The 24,439-nt window shown below is 70.7% G+C and carries 31 protein-coding genes; 13 read left to right on the top strand and 18 right to left on the bottom strand.

The features are described from left to right. The first annotated feature begins 169 nt into the window (after positions 1–169). Positions 170–1,165, top strand: coding sequence for an ArsR/SmtB family transcription factor (locus tag HF999_RS17145; RefSeq protein WP_168547058.1), 996 nt, complete (start codon positions 170–172; stop codon positions 1,163–1,165). Positions 1,166–1,169: 4 nt separating this feature from the next. Here the strand turns inward: HF999_RS17145 and HF999_RS17140 are convergent, their stop codons facing one another. Continuing rightward, positions 1,170–1,376, bottom strand: a complete 207-nt coding sequence (locus HF999_RS17140) for a hypothetical protein (protein WP_168547057.1) — start codon at positions 1,374–1,376, stop codon at positions 1,170–1,172. Between the two features lie 110 nt (positions 1,377–1,486). Between HF999_RS17140 and HF999_RS17135 the strand changes: the two genes are divergently transcribed. The 4 genes from HF999_RS17135 to HF999_RS17120 all read left to right on the top strand — a co-directional run bounded on the left by HF999_RS17135 (position 1,487) and on the right by HF999_RS17120 (position 4,840). Next, positions 1,487–2,494 carry an alpha-hydroxy acid oxidase gene (locus HF999_RS17135; protein WP_168547056.1) on the top strand — a complete coding sequence of 336 codons (1,008 nt, stop codon included), beginning with the start codon at positions 1,487–1,489 and terminating at the stop codon, positions 2,492–2,494. Between the two features lie 65 nt (positions 2,495–2,559). Beyond that, on the top strand, positions 2,560–3,198 hold the full coding sequence (locus HF999_RS17130; RefSeq protein ID WP_168547055.1) for an HAD-IA family hydrolase: 639 nt from the start codon (positions 2,560–2,562) through the stop codon (positions 3,196–3,198). 68 nt (positions 3,199–3,266) lie between these two features. Beyond that, positions 3,267–3,833: an RNA polymerase sigma factor gene (locus HF999_RS17125; protein WP_168547054.1), complete on the top strand. Its 567-nt coding sequence runs from the start codon at positions 3,267–3,269 to the stop codon at positions 3,831–3,833. Further along, a complete protein-coding gene (locus HF999_RS17120) occupies positions 3,830–4,840 on the top strand; it encodes a DUF4349 domain-containing protein (protein WP_168547053.1) in 1,011 nt (336 codons plus the stop codon). The genes HF999_RS17125 and HF999_RS17120 overlap by 4 nt, the downstream gene beginning before the upstream one ends. A 4-nt stretch (positions 4,841–4,844) precedes the next feature. Here the strand turns inward: HF999_RS17120 and HF999_RS23070 are convergent, their stop codons facing one another. From HF999_RS23070 to HF999_RS17105, 3 genes are read right to left on the bottom strand one after another with little or no spacing between them, the layout of a single operon-like run. After that, entirely contained in the window at positions 4,845–5,246 is a 402-nt protein-coding gene (locus HF999_RS23070; protein ID WP_168547052.1) for a PaaI family thioesterase, read from the bottom strand. Positions 5,247–5,270: 24 nt separating this feature from the next. Further along, a complete protein-coding gene (locus tag HF999_RS17110; protein ID WP_168547051.1) occupies positions 5,271–6,254 on the bottom strand; it encodes a DUF5995 family protein in 984 nt (327 codons plus the stop codon). A 5-nt stretch (positions 6,255–6,259) separates the two neighbouring features. After that, entirely contained in the window at positions 6,260–7,453 is a 1,194-nt protein-coding gene (locus HF999_RS17105; RefSeq protein WP_168547050.1) for an NAD(P)/FAD-dependent oxidoreductase, read from the bottom strand. A 90-nt stretch (positions 7,454–7,543) separates the two neighbouring features. Between HF999_RS17105 and HF999_RS17100 the strand changes: the two genes are divergently transcribed. The 3 genes from HF999_RS17100 (at position 7,544) to HF999_RS17090 (ending at position 9,186) form a co-directional block, all read left to right on the top strand. Continuing rightward, a complete protein-coding gene (locus HF999_RS17100; protein ID WP_168547049.1) occupies positions 7,544–7,897 on the top strand; it encodes a Fe-S protein in 354 nt (117 codons plus the stop codon). A 63-nt stretch (positions 7,898–7,960) separates the two neighbouring features. Continuing rightward, positions 7,961–8,683 (top strand): Clp protease N-terminal domain-containing protein, encoded by a 723-nt coding sequence (locus HF999_RS17095; protein ID WP_168547048.1) that lies wholly within the window; start codon positions 7,961–7,963, stop codon positions 8,681–8,683. Positions 8,684–8,709: 26 nt separating this feature from the next. Continuing rightward, the gene (locus HF999_RS17090) at positions 8,710–9,186 is read left to right on the top strand and encodes a DUF8021 domain-containing protein (protein ID WP_168547047.1); all 477 of its coding nucleotides are present in this window, start codon (positions 8,710–8,712) and stop codon (positions 9,184–9,186) included. A 3-nt stretch (positions 9,187–9,189) separates the two neighbouring features. Here HF999_RS17090 and HF999_RS17085 read toward each other — a convergent pair whose 3' ends face one another. The 3 genes from HF999_RS17085 to HF999_RS17075 all read right to left on the bottom strand — a co-directional run bounded on the left by HF999_RS17085 (position 9,190) and on the right by HF999_RS17075 (position 10,783). Next, positions 9,190–9,813 carry a maleylpyruvate isomerase family mycothiol-dependent enzyme gene (locus HF999_RS17085; RefSeq protein ID WP_168547046.1) on the bottom strand — a complete coding sequence of 208 codons (624 nt, stop codon included), beginning with the start codon at positions 9,811–9,813 and terminating at the stop codon, positions 9,190–9,192. Between the two features lie 71 nt (positions 9,814–9,884). Continuing rightward, positions 9,885–10,328: an acetyltransferase gene (locus HF999_RS17080; protein WP_312854179.1), complete on the bottom strand. Its 444-nt coding sequence runs from the start codon at positions 10,326–10,328 to the stop codon at positions 9,885–9,887. Next, positions 10,325–10,783, bottom strand: a complete 459-nt coding sequence (locus tag HF999_RS17075) for a peroxiredoxin (RefSeq protein WP_168547045.1) — start codon at positions 10,781–10,783, stop codon at positions 10,325–10,327. Before HF999_RS17075 ends, HF999_RS17080 begins: the two co-directional genes overlap by 4 nt. A 23-nt stretch (positions 10,784–10,806) precedes the next feature. Here HF999_RS17075 and HF999_RS17070 point away from each other — a divergent pair, with 23 nt between their 5' ends. After that, a complete protein-coding gene (locus tag HF999_RS17070) occupies positions 10,807–11,439 on the top strand; it encodes a DUF2461 domain-containing protein (RefSeq protein ID WP_168547044.1) in 633 nt (210 codons plus the stop codon). 48 nt (positions 11,440–11,487) lie between these two features. Here HF999_RS17070 and HF999_RS17065 read toward each other — a convergent pair whose 3' ends face one another. Both HF999_RS17065 and HF999_RS17060 read right to left on the bottom strand, forming a co-directional pair. Continuing rightward, positions 11,488–11,838 (bottom strand): Rv0313 family protein, encoded by a 351-nt coding sequence (locus HF999_RS17065; RefSeq protein WP_168547043.1) that lies wholly within the window; start codon positions 11,836–11,838, stop codon positions 11,488–11,490. Between the two features lie 90 nt (positions 11,839–11,928). Further along, positions 11,929–12,360 (bottom strand): VOC family protein, encoded by a 432-nt coding sequence (locus HF999_RS17060; RefSeq protein WP_168547042.1) that lies wholly within the window; start codon positions 12,358–12,360, stop codon positions 11,929–11,931. An 87-nt stretch (positions 12,361–12,447) separates the two neighbouring features. On the opposite strand from HF999_RS17060, the gene HF999_RS17055 reads away from it, so the two are divergent. Next, on the top strand, positions 12,448–13,257 hold the full coding sequence (locus HF999_RS17055) for a nucleotidyltransferase domain-containing protein (RefSeq protein WP_168547041.1): 810 nt from the start codon (positions 12,448–12,450) through the stop codon (positions 13,255–13,257). Positions 13,258–13,260: 3 nt separating this feature from the next. Here HF999_RS17055 and HF999_RS17050 read toward each other — a convergent pair whose 3' ends face one another. Both HF999_RS17050 and HF999_RS17045 read right to left on the bottom strand, forming a co-directional pair. Beyond that, the gene (locus tag HF999_RS17050; RefSeq protein WP_168547040.1) at positions 13,261–14,259 is read right to left on the bottom strand and encodes an acrylyl-CoA reductase family protein; all 999 of its coding nucleotides are present in this window, start codon (positions 14,257–14,259) and stop codon (positions 13,261–13,263) included. A gap of 213 nt (positions 14,260–14,472) precedes the next feature. Next, complete coding sequence (locus HF999_RS17045; RefSeq protein WP_168547039.1) at positions 14,473–15,300, bottom strand: hypothetical protein; 828 nt, start codon at positions 15,298–15,300, stop codon at positions 14,473–14,475. 184 nt (positions 15,301–15,484) lie between these two features. Here HF999_RS17045 and HF999_RS17040 point away from each other — a divergent pair, with 184 nt between their 5' ends. Then, positions 15,485–17,242, top strand: coding sequence for an FAD-dependent monooxygenase (locus HF999_RS17040; protein ID WP_168547038.1), 1,758 nt, complete (start codon positions 15,485–15,487; stop codon positions 17,240–17,242). A gap of 55 nt (positions 17,243–17,297) precedes the next feature. Continuing rightward, the gene (locus HF999_RS17035) at positions 17,298–18,212 is read left to right on the top strand and encodes an MBL fold metallo-hydrolase (protein WP_168547037.1); all 915 of its coding nucleotides are present in this window, start codon (positions 17,298–17,300) and stop codon (positions 18,210–18,212) included. Positions 18,213–18,214: 2 nt separating this feature from the next. Here the strand turns inward: HF999_RS17035 and HF999_RS17030 are convergent, their stop codons facing one another. The 3 genes from HF999_RS17030 to HF999_RS17020 all read right to left on the bottom strand — a co-directional run bounded on the left by HF999_RS17030 (position 18,215) and on the right by HF999_RS17020 (position 21,448). After that, on the bottom strand, positions 18,215–19,510 hold the full coding sequence (locus tag HF999_RS17030) for an RsbRD N-terminal domain-containing protein (RefSeq protein WP_168547036.1): 1,296 nt from the start codon (positions 19,508–19,510) through the stop codon (positions 18,215–18,217). A 166-nt stretch (positions 19,511–19,676) separates the two neighbouring features. Next, positions 19,677–20,585: an NmrA family NAD(P)-binding protein gene (locus HF999_RS17025; protein ID WP_168547035.1), complete on the bottom strand. Its 909-nt coding sequence runs from the start codon at positions 20,583–20,585 to the stop codon at positions 19,677–19,679. Beyond that, entirely contained in the window at positions 20,585–21,448 is an 864-nt protein-coding gene (locus tag HF999_RS17020) for an NmrA/HSCARG family protein (RefSeq protein ID WP_168547034.1), read from the bottom strand. Before HF999_RS17020 ends, HF999_RS17025 begins: the two co-directional genes overlap by 1 nt. Before the next feature lie 82 nt (positions 21,449–21,530). On the opposite strand from HF999_RS17020, the gene HF999_RS17015 reads away from it, so the two are divergent. Then, on the top strand, positions 21,531–21,944 hold the full coding sequence (locus tag HF999_RS17015; RefSeq protein WP_168547033.1) for a MarR family winged helix-turn-helix transcriptional regulator: 414 nt from the start codon (positions 21,531–21,533) through the stop codon (positions 21,942–21,944). Here the strand turns inward: HF999_RS17015 and HF999_RS17010 are convergent, their stop codons facing one another. The 4 genes from HF999_RS17010 to ychF form a co-directional block, all read right to left on the bottom strand. Continuing rightward, a complete protein-coding gene (locus tag HF999_RS17010) occupies positions 21,945–22,382 on the bottom strand; it encodes a group II truncated hemoglobin (RefSeq protein WP_168547032.1) in 438 nt (145 codons plus the stop codon). A gap of 169 nt (positions 22,383–22,551) precedes the next feature. Continuing rightward, positions 22,552–22,920, bottom strand: a complete 369-nt coding sequence (locus HF999_RS17005; protein WP_168547031.1) for a zinc ribbon domain-containing protein YjdM — start codon at positions 22,918–22,920, stop codon at positions 22,552–22,554. A gap of 10 nt (positions 22,921–22,930) precedes the next feature. Continuing rightward, positions 22,931–23,221 (bottom strand): Rdx family protein, encoded by a 291-nt coding sequence (locus HF999_RS17000; RefSeq protein ID WP_168547030.1) that lies wholly within the window; start codon positions 23,219–23,221, stop codon positions 22,931–22,933. 70 nt (positions 23,222–23,291) lie between these two features. After that, complete coding sequence (gene ychF, locus HF999_RS16995; protein ID WP_168547029.1) at positions 23,292–24,365, bottom strand: redox-regulated ATPase YchF; 1,074 nt, start codon at positions 24,363–24,365, stop codon at positions 23,292–23,294. Between the last annotated feature and the right edge of the window lie 74 nt (positions 24,366–24,439).

The following is a 24,439-nucleotide window of genomic DNA, read 5'->3' as shown; positions in this document are numbered from 1 at the left end:
CCGCTGAGGGCACGGTCTTAACAAAGGGCTCCAGAACACGCCCGGTCAGGTTGAGTGCTCACCCAGCAGCGGCTACCGATACCAAGTCTGCCGAACTGATGTCGACTGACCTAGTACTTCCCATTAGACAGCATCGGGCGGGAGGTGCGCGACTTACACTGGCCGTCTCATGCTGACCTACGTTCTCGACATCCGCGACCTGTCGGACGTGCGCTTCGTGCTCGCTCCGATGACCGAGACGGCGCTCAGCCTGTTCCACCTGAACGGGACGATCAGCACTCCGGCGCATCTGCAGCGGTGGCAGGACAACGCACAGGCGCAACGCGATCGCTACGACCACCGGCTGATCAGCGCGCTGATCGCGCCGGGTCCGGCGATCCCGGACTTCCTGACCCCGCTTCCGAGACCGGGGGTCACGCGCCCCTCGCTCGACGACGGCCTGTCGGCGATCGCAACGACCGATCCCGAGCTGATTCACGTTCAGTTGGAGCAGCTCCGGGAGGGGAGCGAACCGTCGCCGCCGCTCAAGCGACTGCTGGACGACGGTGTGCGCGCGGGGCCCCGGATCGCGGGTGCGCTCGAGCGCTACCACCGCGTGGCGATCGCTCCGGTGTGGCCGGCGGTGAACCGGATCCTCGAGGCGGACATCACCTTCCGCGGGCGGGAACTCGCGATGGGCGGGCCGACGCAGTTGTTCGACTCACTCGCGCCGCAACTCGAGTGGGACCGCGACGGACGGCTGCGGCTGGACACCGCCTACGCCGGCGAGGAGGGGGAATTCGCCGCAGCCGGACGGGGTTTGACGCTGATGCCCAGCGTCTTCGTCACCCGCCTCGTGAGCGCCTACTCACCGGAGACGGCGGCGCCGCACGTCGGGTACCCGGCCCGCGGCAGCGCGACTCTCACGGAATCGACGCGGGTGGTGCCGCCCGGGGCGTTGCGCCGGCTGATCGGCGGGGCGAAAGCCGACGTGCTGCACGCACTCGTCGAGCCCGTGGCGGTCAGCGAACTGGCTCGGCGCCTGGAGGTCTCACCGTCGGCGGTGTCCCAGAGCCTGCGCGTGCTCTACGAGAACGGCCTCATCGACCGGGCCCGGAGCGGGCGCGAGGTGCTCTATCGCAGAACACCCGACGGTGAGCGGCTCGCGCGCGGCCACCGCCCCTGATCGATCAGAAGCGAAGTGCGGCGGGGCCGGTGTACTCGGGCTGGGACGACACGAAGCGCTGCAGTGCGGCGCGGATGCCGGCTGCGGAGAATCCGGAACGGGCGGCGGCGGTGGGGAGTGCGGCGTCCTCGTGGACATCGGCGAGGCGCGCGTAGACGGTGCCGGCGGTGGGATCGGCGGTGAGGCTCTTGAAATCGCGGTAGTTGGTCATGACCAATACTCTCCGCGTTGCGGGAGACGGGCGCCAATCTTTAAGTGATGACCTAAAGTGTGATCGCCAACACTGTGTACTGGAACACACGAACCCTAGGGAGCGACCGAATGATCGAACTCGTGCAGCAGGCCGAGCAGGTACTCGCGCCCGACGTGTGGGCGTACCTCATGCGCGGCGCCGGCACCGGCGAGTCTCCTTGGGAGCGTTGGCGGCTCGCGCCGCGCGTACTGCGCGACGTCCGCTCGATCGACACGACCACCACCGTCCTCGGCGACTGGCGCTCCCCCATCGGCGTCGCGCCGACGGCCTTCCACCGCCTCGTCCACCCCGGCGGCGAGGCGGCGACGGCCGGGGCCGCAGCCGAGTTCGGCGCCCCGTTCGTGCTGTCCATGCGCGCGACCGCCCGGATCGAGGACGTCGCCGCCGCGGTGGGCGGACCGTGGTGGCAGCAGGTCTACCTCATGCGCGACCGGTCCATCACCGACGCGCTGGTGCAGCGGGCCGCGGCGGCCGGCGCAACGGCACTGGTGCTCACCGGAGACACCCCCTATGTGGGCCGCTCCGGCGGCCGCGGGCTGCCGCCGCTGGGCGACGACCTCGCCCTGGTCAACGTCGCCCAGCACCTGCGGTCCGGGGCCGACGCGTGGGCGGCGATCGAGCAGGACGCCGGGGCGGTCCTCGACGACATCGGCCGGCTCGTCGACCTGACCGGACTCCCGGTGCTCGTCAAGGGCGTGCTGCGCGCCGACGAGGCCCGACGATGCATCGACGCGGGCGCGGCCGGGGTATGGGTGAGCGATCACGGCGGGCGCCAGCTGGGGCGCACCGTCGCGCCCGCACAGGCATTGCCGCCGATCGCCGCGACCGTCGGCGCCGACGCGACCGTGCTCGTCGACGGCGACGTCCGCGACGGGCTCGACGCGTTGACCGCCCTCGCCCTGGGTGCGGACGCGGTCTTCGTGGGACGGCCGATCCTGTGGGGCCTGGCCGTCTCCGGCGCCGACGGTGTCCGCTCGGTCCTGGGTGGGCTGCTCGCCGAGCTCCGGCACGCCATGGGCCTGGCCGGCGCCGTCCGCCTCGATGAGCTCACCCCGGACCTCGTCGTCCCCCGCTGATCCGCACGCGCCTCCCGGACCGGTCCGTATCGTGGTGCCGACAAGCTCATCTCAGGAGGACACGCATGCTCACCGGTCGCGCGCTGCTGCTGGACATGGACGGCACGCTCGTGGATTCGCACGCCGTCGTGGAACGGTGCTGGAGCCGGTGGGCGCGGGCGAAGGGCCTCGATCCCGCGGCGGTGCTGGCGGTCGCGCACGGCCGGCAGGGCCAGGCGACGATGGCGGAACTGCTGCCCGATCGCCCCGTCGAGGTGAACCTCGCGGAGAACCGTGAACTGCTCGCGCAGGAGACCGCCGATACCGAGGGCATCGTCCCGGTCGCCGGGGCACCCGCCTTCCTCGCCGCGCTCGACGGTGCCCCGCACGCCTTGGTGACCTCGGCGGACGTCCCGCTGTCGACGGCGCGGATGGGCGCCGCTGGGCTGCCCCTGCCCGCCGTGCGCGTGACCGCCGAGGACGTGCGGGCCAGCAAGCCCGACCCCGAGGGCTTCCTCCGGGGCGCGCAGCTGCTCGGCATCGATCCCTCCGAGTGCATCGTCTTCGAGGACTCGGAGGCCGGCATCGCCGCGGGCAAGGCCGCCGGGATGCGCGTGGTCGGGGTGGGGCCGCAGTCGGCCCGCTTCTCCCCCGACGCGCAGGTCGACGACCTGACCTCGGTGACGGTCACCGTCGACGACGAGGGCATCCACCTGACGCTCTGACCGGCACCGTCGGATCCGGGTGAGACGGTCGGCCGCCCCGACGACATAGAGGGGGTGTGACGTCCACGATGAGAACCGACGAGTCCGCGGACCGGACCCTCCTCGCCCGCGCCGCGGGCGGCGACGGCTCGGCGTTCGCGGCGATCCACGACCGCCACGTGCGCCCCGTCTACTGGCAGGCGTACACCGTCCTGCGCGACGCCGACGCCGCGCAGGAGGTCGCCCAGGACACCTTCCTCACGCTCTGGCGCCGCATCGACTCGGTGCGGATCGTCGACGAGTCGGTGCTCCCGTGGCTGCTGACCACCGCGCGGTACGCCGCGCTCAACGCGGGGAGACGGCTCTCCGCCGTCCGGGACAGATCCGCGCCGCTCGACGACGTCGAACCGCCCGGCGCGGCGCCCTCGCCCGAGGACGAGGTGCTCGCCGCCGAGATCCGCGCGCTCATCGCCGGCGCGGTGAGTGCCCTGTCCCCCACCGACCAGCGCCTCTACCGCCTGTGTGTGGAGGACGAACAGACCTACGAGCGGGCCGCCGCGGAGGTGGGCGTGACCCACGCCGCCGTGCGCAACCGCGTCTCCCGGTTGCGCGGCCGCCTGCGCGCCGATCTGAGCACCCTGAGGGAGCAATCATGACCACCCGGATCACCCCCGACGACATCCTCACCGACGACCGGCTCTCCGCCATGCGCGCCGCGGTCATGGCCGAGGTCGGCGACGACCTGCAGGCGCGCCGCAGCCGGCGCAGGCATCGGACGCTGGGCATCGCCGCGGCCGCCGCGATCGCGGTGGTGGCCGTGGGCGGGGTCGTCGCGAGCCAATTCCACAGCAGCGAAAGCCATTCCTCGTCGTACTCCGCCTTAGCACCGCAGACCGGTGGCCGCGGGGCTGCGGAATCCGCACCCATCACGGGCGGCCAGGCCGCCATCGCCCCCGCGCCGAGGGCGGCGCCCACGACGGGTCCGGCCGCACCGTCGACCCCGGCGAACGCGCCGACGGACCGTCAGGTGATCACCACCGGCACCGTCGACGTGACGAACACCGATCCGGCGTCGGCGGCCCGGGAACTGGCCGCGACCGCGGAGCGGCTCGGCGGTCGGGTCGACGCCCGCACCGAGACCGGCGGCGACAAGGCCCGCGCCACGCTGACGCTGCGGGTGCCGAGCGACAAGGTGAACGACCTGGTGGAGAAGATCGGCGGACTCGGCGAGGTCGGCACCGTGCGGCTCGAGCACGAGGACGTGACCGGCACCGTCGTCGACCTCGATGCACGCATCCGCGCCACCCAGGTCTCCGTCGACCGGCTGACGGCGATCCTCGCGAGGGCCGAGACCACCGACCAGGTGATCGCGGCGGAGTCGGCACTCACGTCGCGCCAGCAGGAGCTCGAGTCCCTGCAGTCGCGGCGCGCCTCGATCGGTGACCGGGTCTCCCTCTCGACGGTGACGGTGTCCATCGCGAAACCGACCGTCACCGCCGACCGGTCCGGGTTCACGGGCGGCCTGCAGGACGGCTGGGACGCGCTGCGCGGCGCCGGGCGGTGGCTGCTGGTGATCGTCGGCGCGGTGCTGCCGTGGGCCGCGGTGCTGCTGGTGCTCTACGGCGTGTACCGGGCGGTGCGCCGGTTCCGGCCGCGCTCCTGAGAGGTCAGGACGGGACGACGAGCGCGCGGGCGGTGGCGAACCGCGGCCCGCGCGCACCGTCGACCTCCACGAAGAAGTCGGCCTCCGAGAAGCTCTGCCTACTGCCGGGTTTGACCACCCGGCCGACGGCCAGGAAGGCCTCTCCCTGGGCGGGGCGCAGGAACTGCGTGTCCATCTGGGTGACGAGGCCACCCGCGCCGGAGTGCATCGCGAGCGCGTAACCGCAGGCGTTCTCGAGAACGCCCGCGATGAGCGCGGCGTGCAGGCCGCCGAGGTTCTGGCAGAGGTCGTCGCGGCGCTCGAGGCGGAGCACGACCTCCTCGCGGTCCGCGCTGAGCACCTCGATCCCCGCCCACCGGTTGAAGGGCAGCGAGGCGTTGTAGTCGACGAGTTCTTGGAAGGTCACCCCTGCACTATCGCACCCGCCGGATCAGCGACCGGTGGCGGCGAGCACCGGGGCGGGTGCGGGGCGGGGCGCCGGGGTCGGGGCGGGCCGCGGGTTCGGCGCCGGCGCGACGGGGGTGCCGAGGCCACCGAGACCGGAGAGGACGTCGAAGGCGATCTCGCCCGTCTGCCACAGTGCGAGGATCGCGCCCTCCGTGGCGGGCCGGACGCCGGGGTTCTGCAGGGCGAGCCCGTTGGCGAAGGTGAGGGTGTTGTAGCCGTCGTCCGCGGCGCGCAGCATCAGGTTGGATGCGACGCCGGCGCCGACGAGGCGGTCGAGCCCCTGCCCGAAGAAGTAGAAGGTCCACAGGCCCCATAGATCGGCGCCGTAGATCCGCTTGCTGCGCTCGGGGATCACGTTGCCGTTCTTGGCGATCGAGTCCACGATGCGGTAGAAGTCGCGCGCATTCGCCGGCGTGCTGTGCGCCTGCTCCACGGTGTAGGCCAGATCGACGGTGATGTGCGCGTTGTAGCCCGCCATCGCGACCCGGCCCGGCGGCAGTTCGCAGCGCGCGGCCAGCCGGAAGTAGTTGCCCCACCACTGCGGCACGGCTCCGCCGGTCCACTGCGCGTGAATCGCGCGCAGGTACCGGCTGATCAGACCGATCGACAGCGACTTCGCGTACCGCGGGTCGTCGAGTCCGGCCTCGTTGCGTTGCGTCGGACCCACGGCGTCGCGGATCACGCCGTCCATCCCGACGCCGAAGAGTCCGCGCCGGTCGCGGTGCGCCGCAAGGATATCGGCGATGCCCCGTTGCCGGGCGGTGAGGTCGTCGAGGCTCGGATGCGTCGGCGCCGTCGGCAGGGCCGCCGGGTCGGACAGTTCGACGATGCGCTTGTTCTCCGCGGGCGTGAGCGCGGTGCCGCAGTAGGCCGACGGTGCCGCACCCGACGGAACGGACACGAGCGAGACCGCTATCAGCGCAGCGGCGACTGTGCCGGCGATCCGCGCCGACCACCGGGACTTCATGCGTACTAGACCTCCGAGAGCGGAACGCCGGGATCTGCGAGCCGAGCCACGTCGACCACCCGGCGGGACGTGATCAGCGCACGCACATCATCGCCCACATCCCACACGTTCACGTTCATCCCCGCGAGGACACGCCCGTCCGCGAGCCAGAAGGCCACGAACTCCAGGGCTGCCAGGTCGCCGCGGATCACCACCTCGTCGTAACCGGTCGACAGACCCAGGTACTCCATGCCGAGCTGGTACTGGTCGGTGTAGAAGTACGGAAGGCGGTCGTACACCTCGGATCCGCCGAGCAGGTTCGCGGCGGCGACGCGGGGCTGGTTGAGCGCGTTGGCCCAATGCTCCACCCGCACGCGACCGCCCACCGTCGGGTTCTCGGCGGCGGCGATGTCGCCGACGGCGTAGACGTGCGGGTCGGAGGTGCGCAGGCCCGCGTCGACGGCCACTCCGCCCTCCGCCATCGCCAGACCCGCCGCCTCCGCGAGCTCGGTGTTCGGGATCGCGCCGATCCCCACGAGAACCGCGTCCGTCTCCACGGTCGTGCCGTCGTCGAGGACCAACCCCCGGCCGCCGCGCTCGACGCTTCGCACGCCGACGCCGGTCCGCAGATCCACGCCGTGCGCGCGGTGCAGGTCCGCGAAGACCTTCCCCAATTCGGGTCCGAGCGCCCGGAGCAGCGGCTGCTCGCCGGGTTCGACCACGGTGACCTCCAGCCCTGCCCCGCGTGCGGACGCCGCGGCTTCCAGCCCGATCCATCCGCCGCCGACCACACCGAGCCGGCCGCCCTTGTCGAAGACCGCGCGCAGCGCATCGCTGTCGTCGAGCGTGCGCAGGTAGTGCACGCCGTCGGCGTCCGCGAGCGGACGCGCGCGGGACCCCGTGGCCAGGAGCAGGTCGTCGTAGGGCACCGACTCGCCGGTATCCAGGCCGACGGTGCGCGCCTCCAGGTCGAGCGCGGTGGCGCGGACGCCGGCGCGCACGGTGACATCGTGGTCCGCGTACCAGTCGGCGTCGAAGGTGAAAACGCTGTCTCGATCGGCCTTTCCCTGGAGGTAGTCCTTGGACAGCGGAGGTCGCTCGTACGGAAGATGCGATTCGGCGCCGATCAGCGTGATCGGGCCGTCGTGGCCCAGATCCCGCAGCGCCTCGGCCGCTTTCGCGGCCGCCAGTCCCGCACCGACGATGATGATCGCAGCCATCTCTCGACCGTAGCCCCGTCCGCCGACGAGGGGAACCCCACGGATCGCCGTACCAGGTGCACGATTCGTCCGGTTCGATACGCTCACACCATGGAAGTACTACGCAACGTAATAGTTCTGATCCACATCGTGGGCTTCGCCGTGACCTTCGGCGGCTGGGTCGCCTCGGCGGCGACGGGGCGGTTCCGGTTCGACCGGGTCATGGACTACGGCCTCCTGGTCTCGCTCGTCACGGGCCTCGCGCTGGCCGCGCCGTGGCCCGCGGGGATCGAGCTGAACTACCCGAAGATCGGCATCAAGCTGGCCATCCTGCTGATCGTCGGCGGCCTGCTCGGCATGGGCAGCGCGCGGCAGAAGCGCACCGGCGAGGCCGTCCCGCGCGGGATGTTCTACGCCGCCGGCCTGCTGTCACTGACCGCCGCGGGGCTCGCCGTCATCTGGTGACCTCGCCCGACCCTGCGTCAACCAACGGTTGACAACTGCGATTCGTCAACGCATGCTTGACGCATGCCTGAGAACGATCCCATCAGCCTCGACGCCCTCATCCGCACCGTCCACGCACTCCACCCGGACGGCGATGCGCTCGCCCACCTCGGCGATGCCGTCGCCGTCGCGGCGCACCTCGGCGAGACCGCCGACCACCTCGTCGGGCACTTCGTCGACCAGGCGCGGCGCAGCGGCGCCACCTGGACCTCGATCGGCGAGTCCATGGGGATGACGAAGCAGGCCGCGCAGCAGCGCTCGGCGCCGCCGAGCATCGACCCGTCGGCACTCATCGACGCGACCGGCTCGCCCTACTCGCGGTTCACGCCGCGGGCGCGGAGCGTCGTGGTGGCGGCGCAGGACGAAGCACGCGCCGCGGGAAGCCCGGTGATCGACACCGACCACGTCCTGCTGGGGCTGTTCCGCGAGCCCGAGGGCATCGCGGCGCGACTGCTCGTCGGGCGCGGCGTGACCGAGACCGCGGTGCGGACACGGATCCCCGTCGCCGACAACGCCGACGTGCCCGAGCTCATCCCGTTCTCGACGGCGGGCAAGAAGACCGTCGAGATGGTCCTTCGGGAGGCCCTGCGTCTGGGCCACAACTACGTCGGCACGGAGCACGTCCTGCTCGGCGTGCTCGCCGAGGGCACGGGCCCGGGCGCCACGATCCTCGCCGAGCTCGGCGTGGACCACGCGCAGATCGATGCCGCGGTCCGCGAGGTCCTTTCGACGTACACGGCGGACTGACGTGGTCCCGCGGCTACTGTGAACGCATGGCCGCCCTCGCCCGCGTCGCACCCGCCCTGATCACCACCGTCGTCGCCGCGACGATCGCCGCGCCCGCCACCGCCGTGCCCGCCACCGCGACCTGCGGCCCCGCACGCCAGCTGGCGGCCGCCGACGCCTACATCACGGCGCTCGGCGACCGGACGAAGGCGGGTGCGGTGCCCTTCGCCCCCAACGCCGTCCGGTTCGAGAACGGCCTGCAGACCGGCTTCTCCGGCGAGCAGCTGCGCGGCGACCTGGACCGCCACCTCCAGTACTCGATCATGGACGCACCGAAGGTCACCGCGCGCACCGTCGCCCCCGGCGGCGACGCGGACCTGCTCAACTACCGGTTCATCGTGCCCGTGCGCATCGCCGGGCAGCGCATCGTGGACGCGCCCACCGACGAGGACTTCCGCATTCCCCGCAGCACCTGCCTGATCACCCGCATCGACGCGCGGATCACGATCACGCCGCCCCGCTGAGCGTCAGGAGACCCGTTCCGCGAGGGTGTTCCGGCCCTCCCCGCTCAGCTCTCCCAGGGCGACGGTGCGTCTGCTCACCACCAGGAGCAGGGCCAGCAACGGTCCCGTGATCTCCGGGCCATCACCGATGGTGACGTCCGCGTCGGTGGCGCGCAGCCGCAGACCGGCGACGTGTTCCTTCGCTCCGCCCATGCCCTTCCCGGTGCGGGCCTGCAACCGCAGGGCCCGCTCGACCGCCACCGCCGGGTAGTCGCCGACGACGCCGAGCGGACGACGGATGTCCTCGCCGTGCACCACGACCTCGACGAGGCGCGTGTCCTGTGGCGCGGGCGGGCCCGAGGTGCGATCGACGAGCGCGCGGAAACGGTCGAGCATCTGCGGCGCGGGCCCGAGCTCGCGGTCGACGCCGCTCTGGTTGTCCCGGTCGAAGTCGAAGCGCGCGAGGATCATTCCCTTGACGAAGCCGAGCCTCGTGGTGTTCGCCGTCGAGATCTGATGCGCGACCACGTCCCGCACGCGCCAGCCCGGGCACAGGGACGGGGTGTCCCATCGCGCGTCGTCGACGCCCTCGAGGAAGGCGATCAGCGCGCGGCGCTCCGCGTGGACCAGTTGCCAGACATCGGACATGGAACTCCTTCGTCCCGCTCACCGTAGCGCGCCGATTCGGCCCACGCGGGCTCTCCCGACGACCCGTGGTCCTACGGCAGCGCGAGGTGCAGCAGCGGATACGGCAGCCCGTCACCGTCGGTCTCGCTGCGGCCCGTCACCACGAAGCCGCTGTGCGCGTAGAAGCCGGCGGCCCGCTCGTTCTGCTCGTTGACATCGACGGTCCGCACACCCTGCTCACGGATCACACGCGCGAGGAGCGCCCGCCCGACGCCCCGTCCACGCGCGTCGGCGTGGACGAACAGCATCGCAAGGCCCTCCCCCGCGGTCCCCGCGAACCCGACCGGCGCACCGTCGGCCTCCGCGACCGTGAGCCGGACCTGCGGGAAGTAGTCGCTCGCGAGGCGTGACTCGATGGCGTCGCGATCCGCGGCGGCGAGGAAATCGTGCGTGGCGTCGACGGAGCTGCGCCACACCCGCACCAGCGCGGGGTACTCCTCGGGGCCGTGGACCTCGCGAAGCAGGACCTCGCTCACCCGCGCAGTGCGGCGAGCGCCCGGTCGGCGTGGGCCTGCATGTTGACCTCGGAGGCGATCACGTCGGCGACGGTGCCGTCGGCGCGGATCGCGAAGGTGGTGCGCTTGGTGGGCATCCCGGCCAACTTGAGCAGGCCGTCGCGCTTGACGCCGTAGGCCGTGGCGACCGCACCGTCGACGTCCGAGAGCAGCGGGTAGTCGAGGCCGTGCTTGGCCGTCCAGTCCTGCTGCTTGGCGACCGCGTCGCGGCTGATGCCCACGCGCTGGACGCCGGCGGCCGAGAACTCGGCGGCGAGGTCGCGGAAGTGGCACGCCTCCTTGGTGCAGCCCGGCGTGAACGCGGCCGGGTAGAAGAACAGGGCGACGGGGCCGGCGGCGAGCAGGTCGCTCAGCTTCCGCGGGGTTCCGTCCTGATCGGGGAGTTCGAAGTCGGGCGCGGTTTCACCGGGTTTCATGCCACAAGGCTAGCCTGGCGAACATGAGTTTCACCGGATTCCCCGAGGCGGCGCTGGACTTCTACGACGACCTCGAGGCCGACAACTCGAAGGTCTTCTGGGAGGCGCACAAGGAGGTCTACAAGACCGCCGTCGCCGCGCCGATGGCCGCGCTGACCGAGGAACTGGCCGACGAGTTCGGCGCCGCGAAGATCTTCCGCCCCTATCGCGACGTCCGGTTCTCCAAGGACAAGACGCCGTACAAGACGCATCAGGGCGCGTTCATCGGCGTCGGACCCGCGACCGGCTACTACCTGCAGATCGGCGCGCCCGGGGTGCGGGTCGGCGCCGGCTTCTACGAGGCGAGCCCCACCCGCCTGGCCGCCTTCCGGAAGGCGATCGACAACGACCTGTACGGCCCCGCCCTGGAGCAGGCCATCGCGAAGCTGCGCCGCAAGGGCTGGGAGATCGGCGGCGAGACGCTCAAGACCTCGCCGCGCGGCTGGGACGCCGATCATCCGCGGATCGAGCTGCTGCGGCACAAGTCGCTCAGCGTGATGCGCGACTACGGCTTCGAGGAGATCATCCACACGCCGAAGCTGGTGCCCCAGATCCGCAAGCACTGGCGCGAGACCTCCGCGCTGCTGGACTGGCTGGTCGAGCACGGCGACGCCTGACCCGCGCGCTGGTCGGGCCGACCGGCGCCGGTGAGGCCGACGAGGTGGTCAGTCGTCCAGAGCGGTCACCGCGATGCCGTAGGGCAGGAACCGGACCTTCCGCGTGACATCGGTGTTGTGCTGGTTCGAGCGGAGCGCGTCGATCTCGGTGGCGTAGACCTGTTCGACGCGGGCGCCCCCGTCCTCGGCGGTGGCGATGATCGCCCAGACCCCGTCGCCGGTCTCGCCCGCCGTCTCCGGTTGGCGCTTCGGGCGGCGGACGGCATCGTCGAACAGCCCGGAGAAGGCCTCCCGGCCGACGGTTCCGCCCACGAACCGGCCGATCATGTCCCGGGCCTCGCGCGCGAGGTCATCGAACTCGCCCGGACCGAACCCGAACGGGTTGTCGTTACCTGCCATGACTTGACTCCTCGAGCCGTAGGGACCCACGTGACTCCAGTGTCCACACCGGAGGGGGCCACGGCCACCCCTTCGTCCAGGGCGAACACGTCAGTCGAGGCAGAACTCGTTGCCCTCGACGTCGGCCATCGTCAGGCAGGACTCGTTCGCGCCGTCGGCTTCCTGCAGGTAGAGGCGGGTCGCACCGAGCTTCTCCAATCGCGCGCACTCCGCCTCGAGGGCCGCGAGCCGTTCGGCGCCCACCATTCCCGTGCCGACACGGACGTCGAGGTGGACGCGGTTCTTGACGCTCTTGCCCTCGGGCACGCGCTGGAAGAACAGGCGCGGGCCGGCACCGTTCGGGTCGACACATGCGAAGGCCGAGCCGTGCGCCTCCGGTGGCAGCGACGCCTCGAAGGCGTCCCAATCGTCGAACCCCGGCGGGGGCGGCGGCACGACGTACCCGAGCACCTCGCACCAGAACAGCGCAACGCGCTTCGGATCCGCACAGTCGAAGGTGACCTGGATCTGCCTCACAGTCATGGATTCACCGTAGCCATCGTTCCGGTCGATTCATGACCTGATTCTCGCGATGCGGCGGTGCCTGCCTGATCGCACGTACCGTGCAGTGTGAACCCGAACGCGCATCCGGAGATCGACGACGCCGTGCGGCGATATCTCACCGCCGCCGACCGCCTACTCCCCGGCTCGGTGACGGCTGCCGCCCTCGGCGGCTCGGTGGCACTCGGCGCGTACCGCCCGGGCGCGAGCGATCTGGATCTGGTCGCGGTACTCGACGATTCCTCGCGCGGGCGGCCCGGTCTGATGCGCCGACTCCGATTGCTGCACCTCTCCCAAGTCCCGCGGGTGGCCGGCCGGATCGCGCGCGGGCTCGGGTTCAGCGCGACGGTCAACACCTCGTTCGTGTGGGCGTCGGACCTGCGCCGCCCGGTCACCCGGATCGACCCGGTCGCCTCCCACGTCGGCGAGATCTTCGAGGCGCGGCGCGCCTTCGACGTGAATCCGGTTGTCTGGGCGGAGCTCATCCACGGCGGGGTGACGGTCCGCGGCCCCGATGTCGCCGCGTGGGGCCTCGATCCCGAACCCGACCTGCTCGCCGCCTGGACCCGAGCCAACCTGCGGGACTACTGGCTTCCGCTCGCGGACCGAGTCGCCGGCGGCTCCCGTCCCCTTTCCGCGGGCCGGGTCGCTTGGTGCCTCACCGGACCGGCCCGGATGCTGGTCACGACCATGACGGGCACCGTCGTCAGCAAGGCCGACGGTGCGCGCCGCGCCCGGGAGGCCTTCCCGGCGCATGCCCCGATTCTCGGCGTCGCGCTCGCGCACCTGGCGGGGTCCTGGGCGCCCGCGGCACCGCCGCGCGATCAGTGGCGGGCGTTGACCGGCGTGGCGATGCGGGAGATCATCGCCGCGGCGTGAGCATCACCAGCCGCGGCCGAGGTCGACGACGGCGCGGCCCGTGTACTCGCCCGCGCGGAGGGCCTCGACGACGGCGCCGACACCGTCGATCCCGATGTCGTTGGCGACGAGGTCGAGATGCCGCGGCCGCAGGTCGGTCTCGATCCGCTGCCACAGGGCGCGGCGGGGTTCGATCGGCAGCAACACCGAATCGATGCCGGCCAGAGTGACGCCGCGGAGGATGAAGGGCATGACCGTGGTCTTGAGGCCGGCGCCGCCCGTGAGGCCACTGGCGGCGACGACGCCGCCGTAGTCGAGGGTGCTGATGACGTCGGCGAGCGCGGCCCCGCCGACGCAGTCGACGGCGGCGGCCCAGCGGCTCTTCCCGAGCGGCCGCGGCTTGGCGTCGGGGTCGAGCGGGAGCCGGCCGATGATCTCTGCGGCGCCGAGCTCGCGCAGGCGGTCCGCTGCGGCGGGCTTGCCCGACGAGGCCACGACCTCGTAGCCGAGGCCGGCGAGCAGGTCGATGCTGGTGGAGCCGACGCCTCCGGTCGCGCCGGTGACCACGACGGGGCCGTCGCCCGGGGTGATCCCGGCGTCGACGATCGCGGCGACGCTCAGGGCCGCGGTGAAGCCCGCGGTGCCGACCGCGGCGGCCTCACGGGTGCTCAACGCGTCCAGCTTGACGGCCCACTCGGCAGGGACGACCGCCTGTTCGGCGTAGCCGCCGTCGCGGGCGGTGCCGATCTCGTAACCGTGCGCGACGACGCGGTCGCCCTCGGCGAATTGGTCCGAGGTGGACTCCAGGACGGTGCCGGCGATATCGATGCCGGGGACGATCGGGTACCGGCGCACCACACCGCCGCCGGGCGTCAGGGCCAGGGCGTCCTTGAAGTTCACCCCGGAGAACTCGACGGCGATACGAAGTTGTCCCGGCTCGAGCGGCGCCGGGTCGCGGGTCTCGACGCGGGTGGTCACCGTGTCGTCGGCGAGGTCGGCGATCAGCGCCCGGAAGTGGGTCATCGTGGTCTCTCCTGGAGGTCTCGGCGGCTTTCCCGCGATCCTAGAGGGAGTCGATCAGACGGCACCGCCGCCGATGCCGACCTCGTTGCCGTCGGGGTCGATGAAGACGGCCTTGCGCGGCGAGGAAGGCCCCGACATCGCCGAAGAGCTGATCGCCCCACGCGATCGCCCGCGGTAGGTCGGTCACGGCGATGCGCGTGAACAGGTCCACGGTCATTCCTTTCGTCGGCGCTGAGACGGGGCTCGGCGCAGCAGGTCCGGGAGCCCTGCAACGGCCTCGGCGCCGGCGAGGCTCTCGTCGATGCTGAGGAGAGCCAGCAGCCGCAGCGGCGCGCCCACTCGTGCTGCAGCCTCGAACTTGTGATGGCCGTCGAGGAGGAAGTGGGTCACGGCGCGGTGCGCGTACCAATCCGCCTCGGGGCTCGCGACCGCGGGTGCTCGGCGATCGAGGATCGACAGTGCGACCGCCGTGGGCTTCGTGCCGCCGGCGAGCAGGTCGACGTAGTGCTCGACGCGTTTCTCGTCGTTCCAACTGGGCTGCACCATGGGGACCACGAACTCGAAGAGGTGCTCGTCGGGCCCGACCTCGGTCTCGAACGTCCGGTAGTAGTGGGTCAACGGGTTCTGCGGAAGACCCCAGTTCGGGTCGATTCCCCAGGTCGCGATCTGCACGTGCGTGAAGTAGTCACGGTCGTCGTAGGGCGCCACCAGCTCCGGCGTGACCTCCACCAGGAGCGGGAGGTACGCACCGTCGGGAAGCAGCCTGGAGAAGGCGGTCACGACCTCGTCGTCGATCAGGTCGAGCCCGCGCTCGAGCTTGCCGAGGGGCTCCCTCTCGTCCGAGATGTCGTAGCCCATGGTCTTGCGCTCGAACAGGAACGGACAGGTACCGCACCAGAAGGACAACTCGAATGACGGATCTCCCTCGATGAACAACTGCCGGGACGAGGTCGGTATCTCCGGATCGATCGGGCCGATGCGAAGCCTCGCTTCGTCGTGCGGCACACCCAGGCGGCGCTGCGGGGCCGTGGCGATCAACATCCTCGGATCGTAGGCCGGGCAGCGGCCACGCACCGACTGGACACGGCCGAGGCGAATTGGGCCAGCACCCAAAGTGTACACAGTCTATTGGGTTCGGACCCGTGGCGTCAGCGGTCCGGAGCGATGAGAGTCGGAACCAGGCCGCTGCGGCCTCCCCCAGACCTCTCACGAAGGGTTCGGATCAATGCCGACCATCACAGTCCCGGTCCTCATCATCGGCGGTGGAGGTTGCGGCCTCTCGAGCTCACTGTTCCTCTCCGACCTCGGGGTGGAACACCTTCTGGTGGAACGCCACGCAGGAACCTCGATCCTGCCGAAGGCGCACTACCTGAACCAGCGCACGATGGAGATCTTCCGCCAGCACGACCTCGCGGACGCGGTCTACGAGGTGGGCGCGCCGCTCGAGCACTTCGGTCAGATCCGCTGGGTCACCTCACTCGGGGGCGACGGTCCGCTGGACGGCCGGGAGATCCATCGCCTGGACGCCTTCGGCGGAGGCGCGCTGCGCTCGAGGTACGAGGCCGACGGCCCCGTCCTGGCCACGAACTACCCGCAACTGCGCCTGGAACCGCTGCTGCGAGCGGAGGCGGAGCGGCGAGCACCCGGGAAGATCCGCTACAGCCACGAGGTGACCTCCTGGGAACAGCAGGACGACGGGGTGCTGGTGCACGTTCTCGACCGAGCCACCGGGGACGAGCTCACGGTGCACGCCCGGTACGTCATCGTCGCCGACGGCGGTAAGACGGTGGGGCCCGCGTCGGGCGTGACGATGGAGGGCCCGACCGGGATGGTCGACATGGTCAGTACTCACTTCTCCGCCGACCTCTCCGAGTACTGGGACGACAACACCCTGATCACGTGGTTCAGCAATCCCGAGGGGGTGAGTTCGTGGCAGGCCGGCGCGCTCGTCCAGGTGGGCCCCACGTGGGGCCGCAACTCGGAGGAGTGGGTGATCCACTTCGCCTTCCGCCCGGACGATCCGGAGCGCTTCAACGAGGAGGCGATCATTCCCCGACTGCGAGAGCTGCTGCGGCTGCCCGAGCTCGAGGTCGAGGTGCACAAGGTGAGCCACTGGATCCTCGACCGCATCGTGGCCGACAAGTGGCGGGTGGGCGACATGTTCCTCGCCGGCGACGCGGCACACCGACAACCGCCCACCACGGGCCTCGGGCTCAACACCGGGATCCAGGACGCGCACAATCTCACGTGGAAGCTGGCCCAGGTCCTCGCGGGCACGGCCACCGACGCGCTGCTCGACACCTACGAGCACGAGCGCAAGCCGGTGGCCACCGAGGTGGCCGATTGGGCGCTGATGGCGTTCAACCACGACCTCATCGACGCCGGCATCGGACTGGTGGCGGCCGCTCCCGTCGAGGCGAACCGAGCGGCCTTCCACGCCCTGTTCAGCGAGGGCCTGCTCGGGGAGGCCCGGCGCGAGCGCGCCCGCCACGCGATCGATCTGCAGAAGTTCGAGTTCCAAGCCCACGACCTGGAACTGGGCTACCACTACACGAGTGCCTCGGTGGTGCCGGACGGCACCGATCCAGCCCCTCGGTCGGCCACGGGCGACATCTACCACCCGACCAGCCGCCCCGGCCACCTGCTGCCGCACGCCTGGCTCGACGCCGACGGGCGCCGCGTCTCGACCCACGACCTCGTCGGAGGCGACGGAGCCTTCGCCCTGATCGCGGGGTCCGATGCCGGGCCCTGGATCGCGGCAGCGTCGACCGCGGCGCAGGAGTACGGGATCCGGATCGAGCCCGTGCGCCTCGGGGTCGACGCGCTCGATGCCGAGGGCCGGTGGGCCGAGATCGGCGAGATCGGCGCTACGGGAGCGATTCTGGTGCGCCCCGACAACCACGTGGCATGGCGGGCATCCGGACCGGCGGCCGATGCGGAGCGGGTGCTCGTCGAGGCGGTGGGCACCGTGCTCTGCCGGTGATACCGCGAGGTGGAGGATGAATGAACAGCCGGATTCACCGAGACGAGGAGAGCGCATGACCACGGAAACCATAGGACGACTCAGCGACCAGTCCGCCATGCGGCGGCTCCACGTGGACGACGTGACCTTCACCTACGTCGTGGACGGCCCGATGGCGCTCGCGGCCGCGAAGTTCCTCCCGAGCGTGCCGCAGGACTACTGGGCCGCCCACCCCGAGAGCATCGACGCCGACGGCAGCGTGGCGATGACGGCCGGGGGCCTGCTCGTCACCTACGACGACAGGCGGGTGGTGATCGACGCCGGGCTCGGTCCCATGCCGCGCGTCACCTCGCCGTACGGCCCCTTGGAGGGAGGCGCCTTCCCGCCCAACCTCGCCAGGCTGGCGGTCGAGCCCTCGGACGTCGACCACTTCCTGCTGACCCACATCCACATCGACCATGTCGGGTGGGCGTTCATCGACACCGGCGACGGGGTTCGCACTCCGTTCTTCCCGAACGCCACCTACGTTCTGTCACAACAGGAATGGGAGCCGATCACCCAGGGCCTGATGCCGGTGGACATGCCCGACCCGTCGGGCGCCGTGGACCCGCTGCTGCACCACCCGAAGGTGCAGCGGGTCCGCGACGGTCAGCGGTTCGCCGGACGGATCAGTGCGATCGTCACGCCCGGACACACGCCGGGGCACGCCTCGTACGTGATCGAGACCTCCGGCGGCCGCCGGCTGATCGCCTTCGGCGACGCCTTCCACGCTCCGCTGCAGCTGAGCCATCCCGAGTGGGGCTCCGCCCCGGACAGCGACGTGGATGCCGTGCTCGGGGCGCGGCACCGTCTGCTCGAGGAACTGCTGGAACCGGACACGTACGCCTTCGGCACACACTTCGGCGATCAGCCCTTCGGGCGCGTGCTGCGGGATTCCGCAGGTGAGGTGCGGTGGGAGCCGGTCGCCACCGAGGTGCTGACCGGCGCCTAGACTCACGCGGGGCCGAGCCAATCGCGGATGATCAGCGCCACACGCAGGGCCGTACTCGGCGTACCGCGCACGTGTCCGGCGGCCTCCAACGCCTGATTCACGCGATAGCTGACCGTGTTCCGTGAGATGTTCTCCGCCGCCGCCACCTCCGCGACGCTGCGGTCGGCATCGAGATACCGGGCCAACGTGCCCCTCAACTCGGTCATCCGCGGACCATCGACGCCCAACGCCCCCAGGTGTCGTGCAGCGTACCGGCGCGCGGCGGCCGGATCGGCGAGCAGCAGCTCGAGCAGATCGACGTCCGCGTGCGGCACGACGCACGGCAGGTCGGAGCGGGCGTCCCGCAGCTGCAGCACGCGGTGCGCCGCAAGGGCATCCCGGTGGCCGGCGATGAAGCCCTCGAGCCCCGCGGCCGGTTGCCCGACGGTGACCGTGACGCCCGGGTCCGGCGGTTCCGGCGGGCCCGAGCCCGGCGCCGCGGGGCCCCGGAGGGTGACCCACGCCCACACCGTCCGCGAGCCCGAGGGCACGGTCAGCGCAGCGCCGGGGTCGCCCCATGCGGCTGCGATCGCCCGGGACTGGCGCTCCCAGTGCTGGGTGGATCGGGTGTGATCCGTGGCCGCGGAGAAGATCATCGCGAGATGGGGCCCGGCGAACCGGTAGCCGAGCACGTCCTGTGCCCAGGACGCATCCACCACCTCGCCGTCGATCATCCTTCGCAGCAACTCGAATCGTCGTGCCGCCGACGACCGTGCCCACAGGTCCCGCTCCTGCAGGAACGCCGCCTCGGCGTTGCGCGTGAAATCGTCGATCTGCTCGAACAGCAGGACGGAGATGCGGCGCAGCTCCGTGCGCGGATCCGGGGCGAGCGTCGAGGCGCCGTCCAGCAGGGCGGACGCGAGGACGGCGTACCCCACCCGGATCGCACGCAGGGTGTCGCTGCGATCGACGCCGATCCGGGCGAATTCGCGGACCGTCTCGATCTGATCGGCGGTGGTGAGGTCCGTTTCGTCCAGTTCTCCTGTACCTGCGACCCCCGCGACCAGGCGCACCGAGCGCAAGGTCGTGGTGGTCGCGGACGACCTCAACACGTCCAGGAGCCCCGGCGCCGCACCGACCCGCGGCAGCGTCTGCCCGATCCGATCCGCGATCCGCCACCCGACCTCGGTCGACCAGGCGACGGCACCGTCGCCCACGGCCCCGGCGACCAGGCCCGCCTCCGCGTCCAGGACCGCCGATCCGCGCGGAAGCGCGGGCGCAGTGCCGGACGGATCGAGTCGCGAGGTCCAGTGAGACATGGGGTTCGACCCAGTTCCTAGGACTTCCGCCGGTAGCCGAGCATCGGCGCGATGCGGCCTTCCCTACCTGCTGGGCGCGGGGCGCGGGGTTCGAGCGCGGTGCGGATCTGCGGAGACATGCCTCCATGCTGCTGCAGATCCGCACCTCGCGTATCAAGAACGCGATTCAGAGCCCCTCGGAGCGGACGTACTCCTCGATCGTCGTCGGCCGGATCTGCGGGTAGCGGTCGTTCATCAGCGGGTCGAGGCGGCCCTGCCCCCGCATCTGGGCGCGGTAGTACATCAGCGGCAGGTAGGTGAACATGCTCGCACCGGGAACGGAGCGGAGCTCGTCGATCCGCGCATCGAGATCCTCGAGCGAGCCGAGGCGTTCGACGGTGACGGGACTGCCGCTGCCCTTCTCGTACGCCGCAACGATGCCCTGGAAGTCGAGCGTATCGCCGGCGGCGGCGAAGACCGGGCCCACCGGCTCGTCGTCGACGGCCACGGCGGCGGTGTACCGGGCGGTGTCGGCGTACGTGGTCCAGTCCATCGGAAAGCGCCCGTCGCCCCAGACGTACGCGGTCTTGGTCTGCGGGTCGATCACCCGGATGAAGCCGAACAGCACTGTACGGTCAAGGAATCCGCCGATCAGGATATGAACCACCTCCACATCGCCGCGTTCCTCATCGGCGATCCGGGCGAACTGGCGGCGCATGTCTCCGGTCAGGATCGCACCCTCGGGCACCGTGAACAGGTCGGCCGAGAAGGTCGACGGAATGAACCGGCGCACCCCCTCGGCGCGCGCCGCGGCCAACAGCCGGCGCTGCCCGTCGATGACGACGTCCGGCCCGCCCTGGACCGCGGAGATCACCGTGGTCGCACCCTGAACCAGGGCGTGCAGCGCCGCTTCATCGGTGAGGTCACCGACCACGACCTCGGCGCCCCGCTCCTCGAGCCCTGCGGCTTTCGCGCGACTGTCGGCCCTGACCAGGATCCGGAGGTGCACAGTAGGATCGGCGAGCAGCTCTGCGGCGATCAGTCCGCCGAGATGCCCCGTGGCGCCGACGAGGGCGACGGTCTTCGTCGATGCCATCACGCCACGCTCCAGCCGACGGCCTTGATCCACTGCGCGAGGTCCAGCGTCCCCGGCGAGAGCTCGCGGGTGCCGGCGAAGTCCGCTCGATAGGCCGGCAGTTTCGCGAACCAGTCGAACATCACTGCGGTATCGCCCATCTCGGCGACCGCTGCGAGCGGCAGTGCCTCGTACCGCGACGCGAGCCCGGCGGCGGCACCGAAGGCCGCCGCGATCTGCGTTCCGGTCAGCTCATCGCCCGCGATCTCGATGCTCTTCCCCTCGAAGGCTGTGCCGTCCAGCAGGATCGATGCCGCTACGCGGCCGATGTCGCGCACCGACACCATCTGCAGCGGGATGCCATCGGGCAGCGGCTGGCGCACGACGACCGTGCCGTCCTCGACGCTGACCCCCATGGCCAACAGGTTCTCCATGAAGTACACCGGTCGCACGAAAGTGGCGTGCAGACCGAGGGATTCGATGTACTCCTCGACGCGACGCTTGCTTTCGAAGTGCTCGATTCCCGTACTGCGCTCCGCACCGCCCACAGAGCTGTACACCAGGTGCGGCAGGCCGGTGCGCTGCGCCGCATCGGCGATGGCCTTGCCGGTCACGATCTCGATCCCGGCGCCCTCGGTGAAGCTCGGCGTCGTCATCGCGAAGGCCGCGTCGGCGCCCTCGAGAACGGCATCGATGGTCGCCGACTCGGTCAGATCACCGGTCACCAGCTCCACACCCCTGGATGCGAGCGCCTTCGCCTTCTCGCTCAGGGGGTCGCGGACGAGCGCCCGGACGGCCACGGTGCCGCGCTCGAGCAGCGCGTCGACGACGGCACCGCCCTGCTGCCCGGTGGCACCGATCACTGCGATGGTCTTGGTCCTCATCGTTTCTCTCCTTCGACGTCTCGTGAACGCCTTCGACGATACTGGACTAGTCAACCATTGTGGAGTCAGGTATTATTTCCTCATGGCTGACAACACATCGGAGGTCCTCGAATCGCAGGATCTAGCTGGGATGATCGTTGGGGTCGCCGAGCGGGCGCGGGCCGACTTCGCAGAGGCCGTCAAGCCCTTCGGGCTACCCGCGCATGTGGCCCGCGCACTGTTCCTGCTGGACCAGTCCAAGTCCATGCGCACCGTCGCGTCGGAGCTGTCGTGCGATCCCTCGCACGTGACCGGCATCGCGGACGAGCTCGAGACGCGCGGTCTGGCGGTGCGCTCCCCCGGAACCGACCGACGGATCAAGATGCTCGAACTCACCGCGGAGGGCTCCGCGCTACGGGAGAACATCACCGCGGCAGTGGCCGCCCAGGCGCCGTTCGCCGCCGGGCTGACCCCCGCGCAGAAGCAGACCTTGCGCGATCTGCTGAGCAAGCTCTGATCAGACCGGCGCCGAGGTACGGCCCTGCGGATCCCGGCCGAGACGCGCGTACGCCTCCGCCGCAGGCAGGTTCGAGATCGCCGCCGTATTGCGGCTCGGGCCCTCGAGGTAGCCGGCGAACACCGCCACCGCCTCCTCCGGAATCTTCGCCTCCCGGGCGGATTCGATCATGTACGCCTTCCAACGCAGGCGCTGCTCCTCGGTGATGTTCAGGCCGACATGGCGTGCCAGCACATCGGCCAGCCCGCCGCGCTCGCGGACGTAGTCCTGCGGGCCACCGAACGTGGCGCTGAAGAACGCGGCGATGTGCTCGGCGTGGTCGAACTTGCCCGCGAACATGTCGGCGAGAAGATCGTCCTCCATCGCCTTGCGCAGGAACAGTTCCGTCGCCAGCCGGATACGATCGGAGCCGCCCATCGCGGTGTACAGAGAGGTCATTGCTACACAGCCCTTCCAGGGTCGCGTGCCCCCTCACGGGCGGCACATCGTCAGGATTCGTTGCGTAGTTCAACAACCGAGGGTCGTGAATGTTCCCGGCGTCCACCGGAGCCCACAGGTGGGTCCACCGGTGTCGCGTCAGGCGTGATGCCGGACGGAGCGGCTCACCTCAGGGCGCGACCTTCTTGACGACACTCGACTTGAGCTGCATCCGGCCGAATCCAGGAACGGTGGCATCGATGTCGTGGTCGCCGACACCGTCGTCGATGAGGCGGATGCCGCGCACCTTGGTTCCCACCTTGATGACGCCACCGCCGCCGCCCTTGACCTTCACGGTCTTCGTGATCGACACCGTGTCGCCGTCGGCGAGCACGTTGCCCACCGCGTCCTTGATCTCACCGGTGCCGCTCACTGCGTCCGAGGAGCCCGCCTCCGATGCCGACCATTCGTGCCCGCACATCGGGCAGACGAGCAGCGCGCCCTGTTCGTACGTGTATGCCTCCGCGCATTCCGGACACGGGGGCAGGTTCTCACTCATGCGGAGGAGTTTATCGGTTCGTATCCGTCGCTCGACGATCCGCGTGGCCCAAGTCGCGCCCCGGGGCGACGCGGTCTCGTACCCGCTGCTTGAGGACCGTGATCTCGGGAAAACCGCCGTCCACCGCGCGGTCCCAGACCGGCGTGCCGTCCACCGTGATGCGGAAGGTTCCCTTCGGGGCGGGTCGCAGGGCCACCTCACGCAGGTCGGTCTCGAAGGTCGTCAGCAGTTCCTGCGCCATCCACGCTGCGCGCAGGAGCCACCCGCATCGGGGGCAGTACTCGATCGCCACGTCCGCCATGGCCGACCATGCTACCGAGGCCCCGGCGACCCGCCGACTGGGCCTCGCGTACCGGGCCTGACCTGCAGATCTACACGTTGAAGCGGAACTCGACGACGTCACCGTCGTTCATGACGTAGTCCTTGCCCTCCATACGGACCTTGCCGGCGGACTTCGCGGCGGCCATGCTGCCGTTGGCGTCGAGGTCGGCGAAGGAGACGACCTCGGCCTTGATGAAGCCCTTCTCGAAGTCGGTGTGGATCACGCCGGCGGCCTTGGGGGCGGTGTCGCCCTGGCGGATCGTCCAGGCGCGCGACTCCTTCGGGCCCGCGGTGAGGTAGGTCTGCAGGCCCAGGGTGTGGAAGCCGGCGCGGGCGAGCGAGTCGAGGCCCGGCTCGTCCTGGCCGATGGACTCGAGCATCTCCGCCTGGTCCTCGGGGTCGAGCTCCAGCAATTCGGACTCGATCTTGGCATCGAGGAACACCGAATCCGCGGGCGCGACGGCGGCGGCCAGCTCCGCGCGGCGCGCGGCATCGGTGAGGACGCCCTCGTCGGCGTTGAAGACGTAGAGGAAGGGCTTGGCGGTCATGAGGTGCAGCTCGCGGATCGGCGCGGTGTCGAAGCCGGCCGCGAACAGCGTCTTGCCGTCGGTCAGGACCGCCTCGGCGGCCTTCACCGCCTCGAGCGTCTCGACCAGTTCCTTGTTCTTGCGCGCTTCCTTCTCCAGTCGCGGCAGGGCCTTCTCGATGGTCTGCAGATCCGCGAGGATCAGCTCGGTGGCGACGGTCTCGATGTCGGCGAGCGGGTCGACCTTGCCGGCCACGTGCACGACGTCCTCGTCGGCGAAGACGCGCACCACCTGGCAGATCGCGTCGGCCTCGCGGATGTTGGAGAGGAACTGGTTGCCCATACCCTCGCCCTCGGACGCGCCCTTGACGATGCCGGCGATGTCGACGAAGGACACCGTGGCGGGGAGGATCCGCTCCGAGCCGAAGATCTCGGCGAGCCGGTTCAGGCGCGGGTCCGGCAGGTTCACCACACCGATGTTCGGCTCGATGGTGGCGAACGGGTAGTTCGCCGCCTCGACCTCACTGTTGGTGAGGGCGTTGAACAGGGTGGACTTGCCGACGTTGGGCAGTCCGACGATTCCGAGGGTAAGGCTCACGGGGCCTCATTCTACGTGTCCGGATCCGGCGCGAATCCCCCGCGCCCGAGCCCCGCGGGTGACACGATGGCCCT

This window comes from Tsukamurella spumae, assembly GCF_012396015.1.
GTDB lineage: Bacteria > Actinomycetota > Actinomycetes > Mycobacteriales > Mycobacteriaceae > Tsukamurella > Tsukamurella spumae.
Note: the sequence above shows the minus strand (reverse complement) of the source record. Positions and strands in the feature narration are given on the sequence as shown.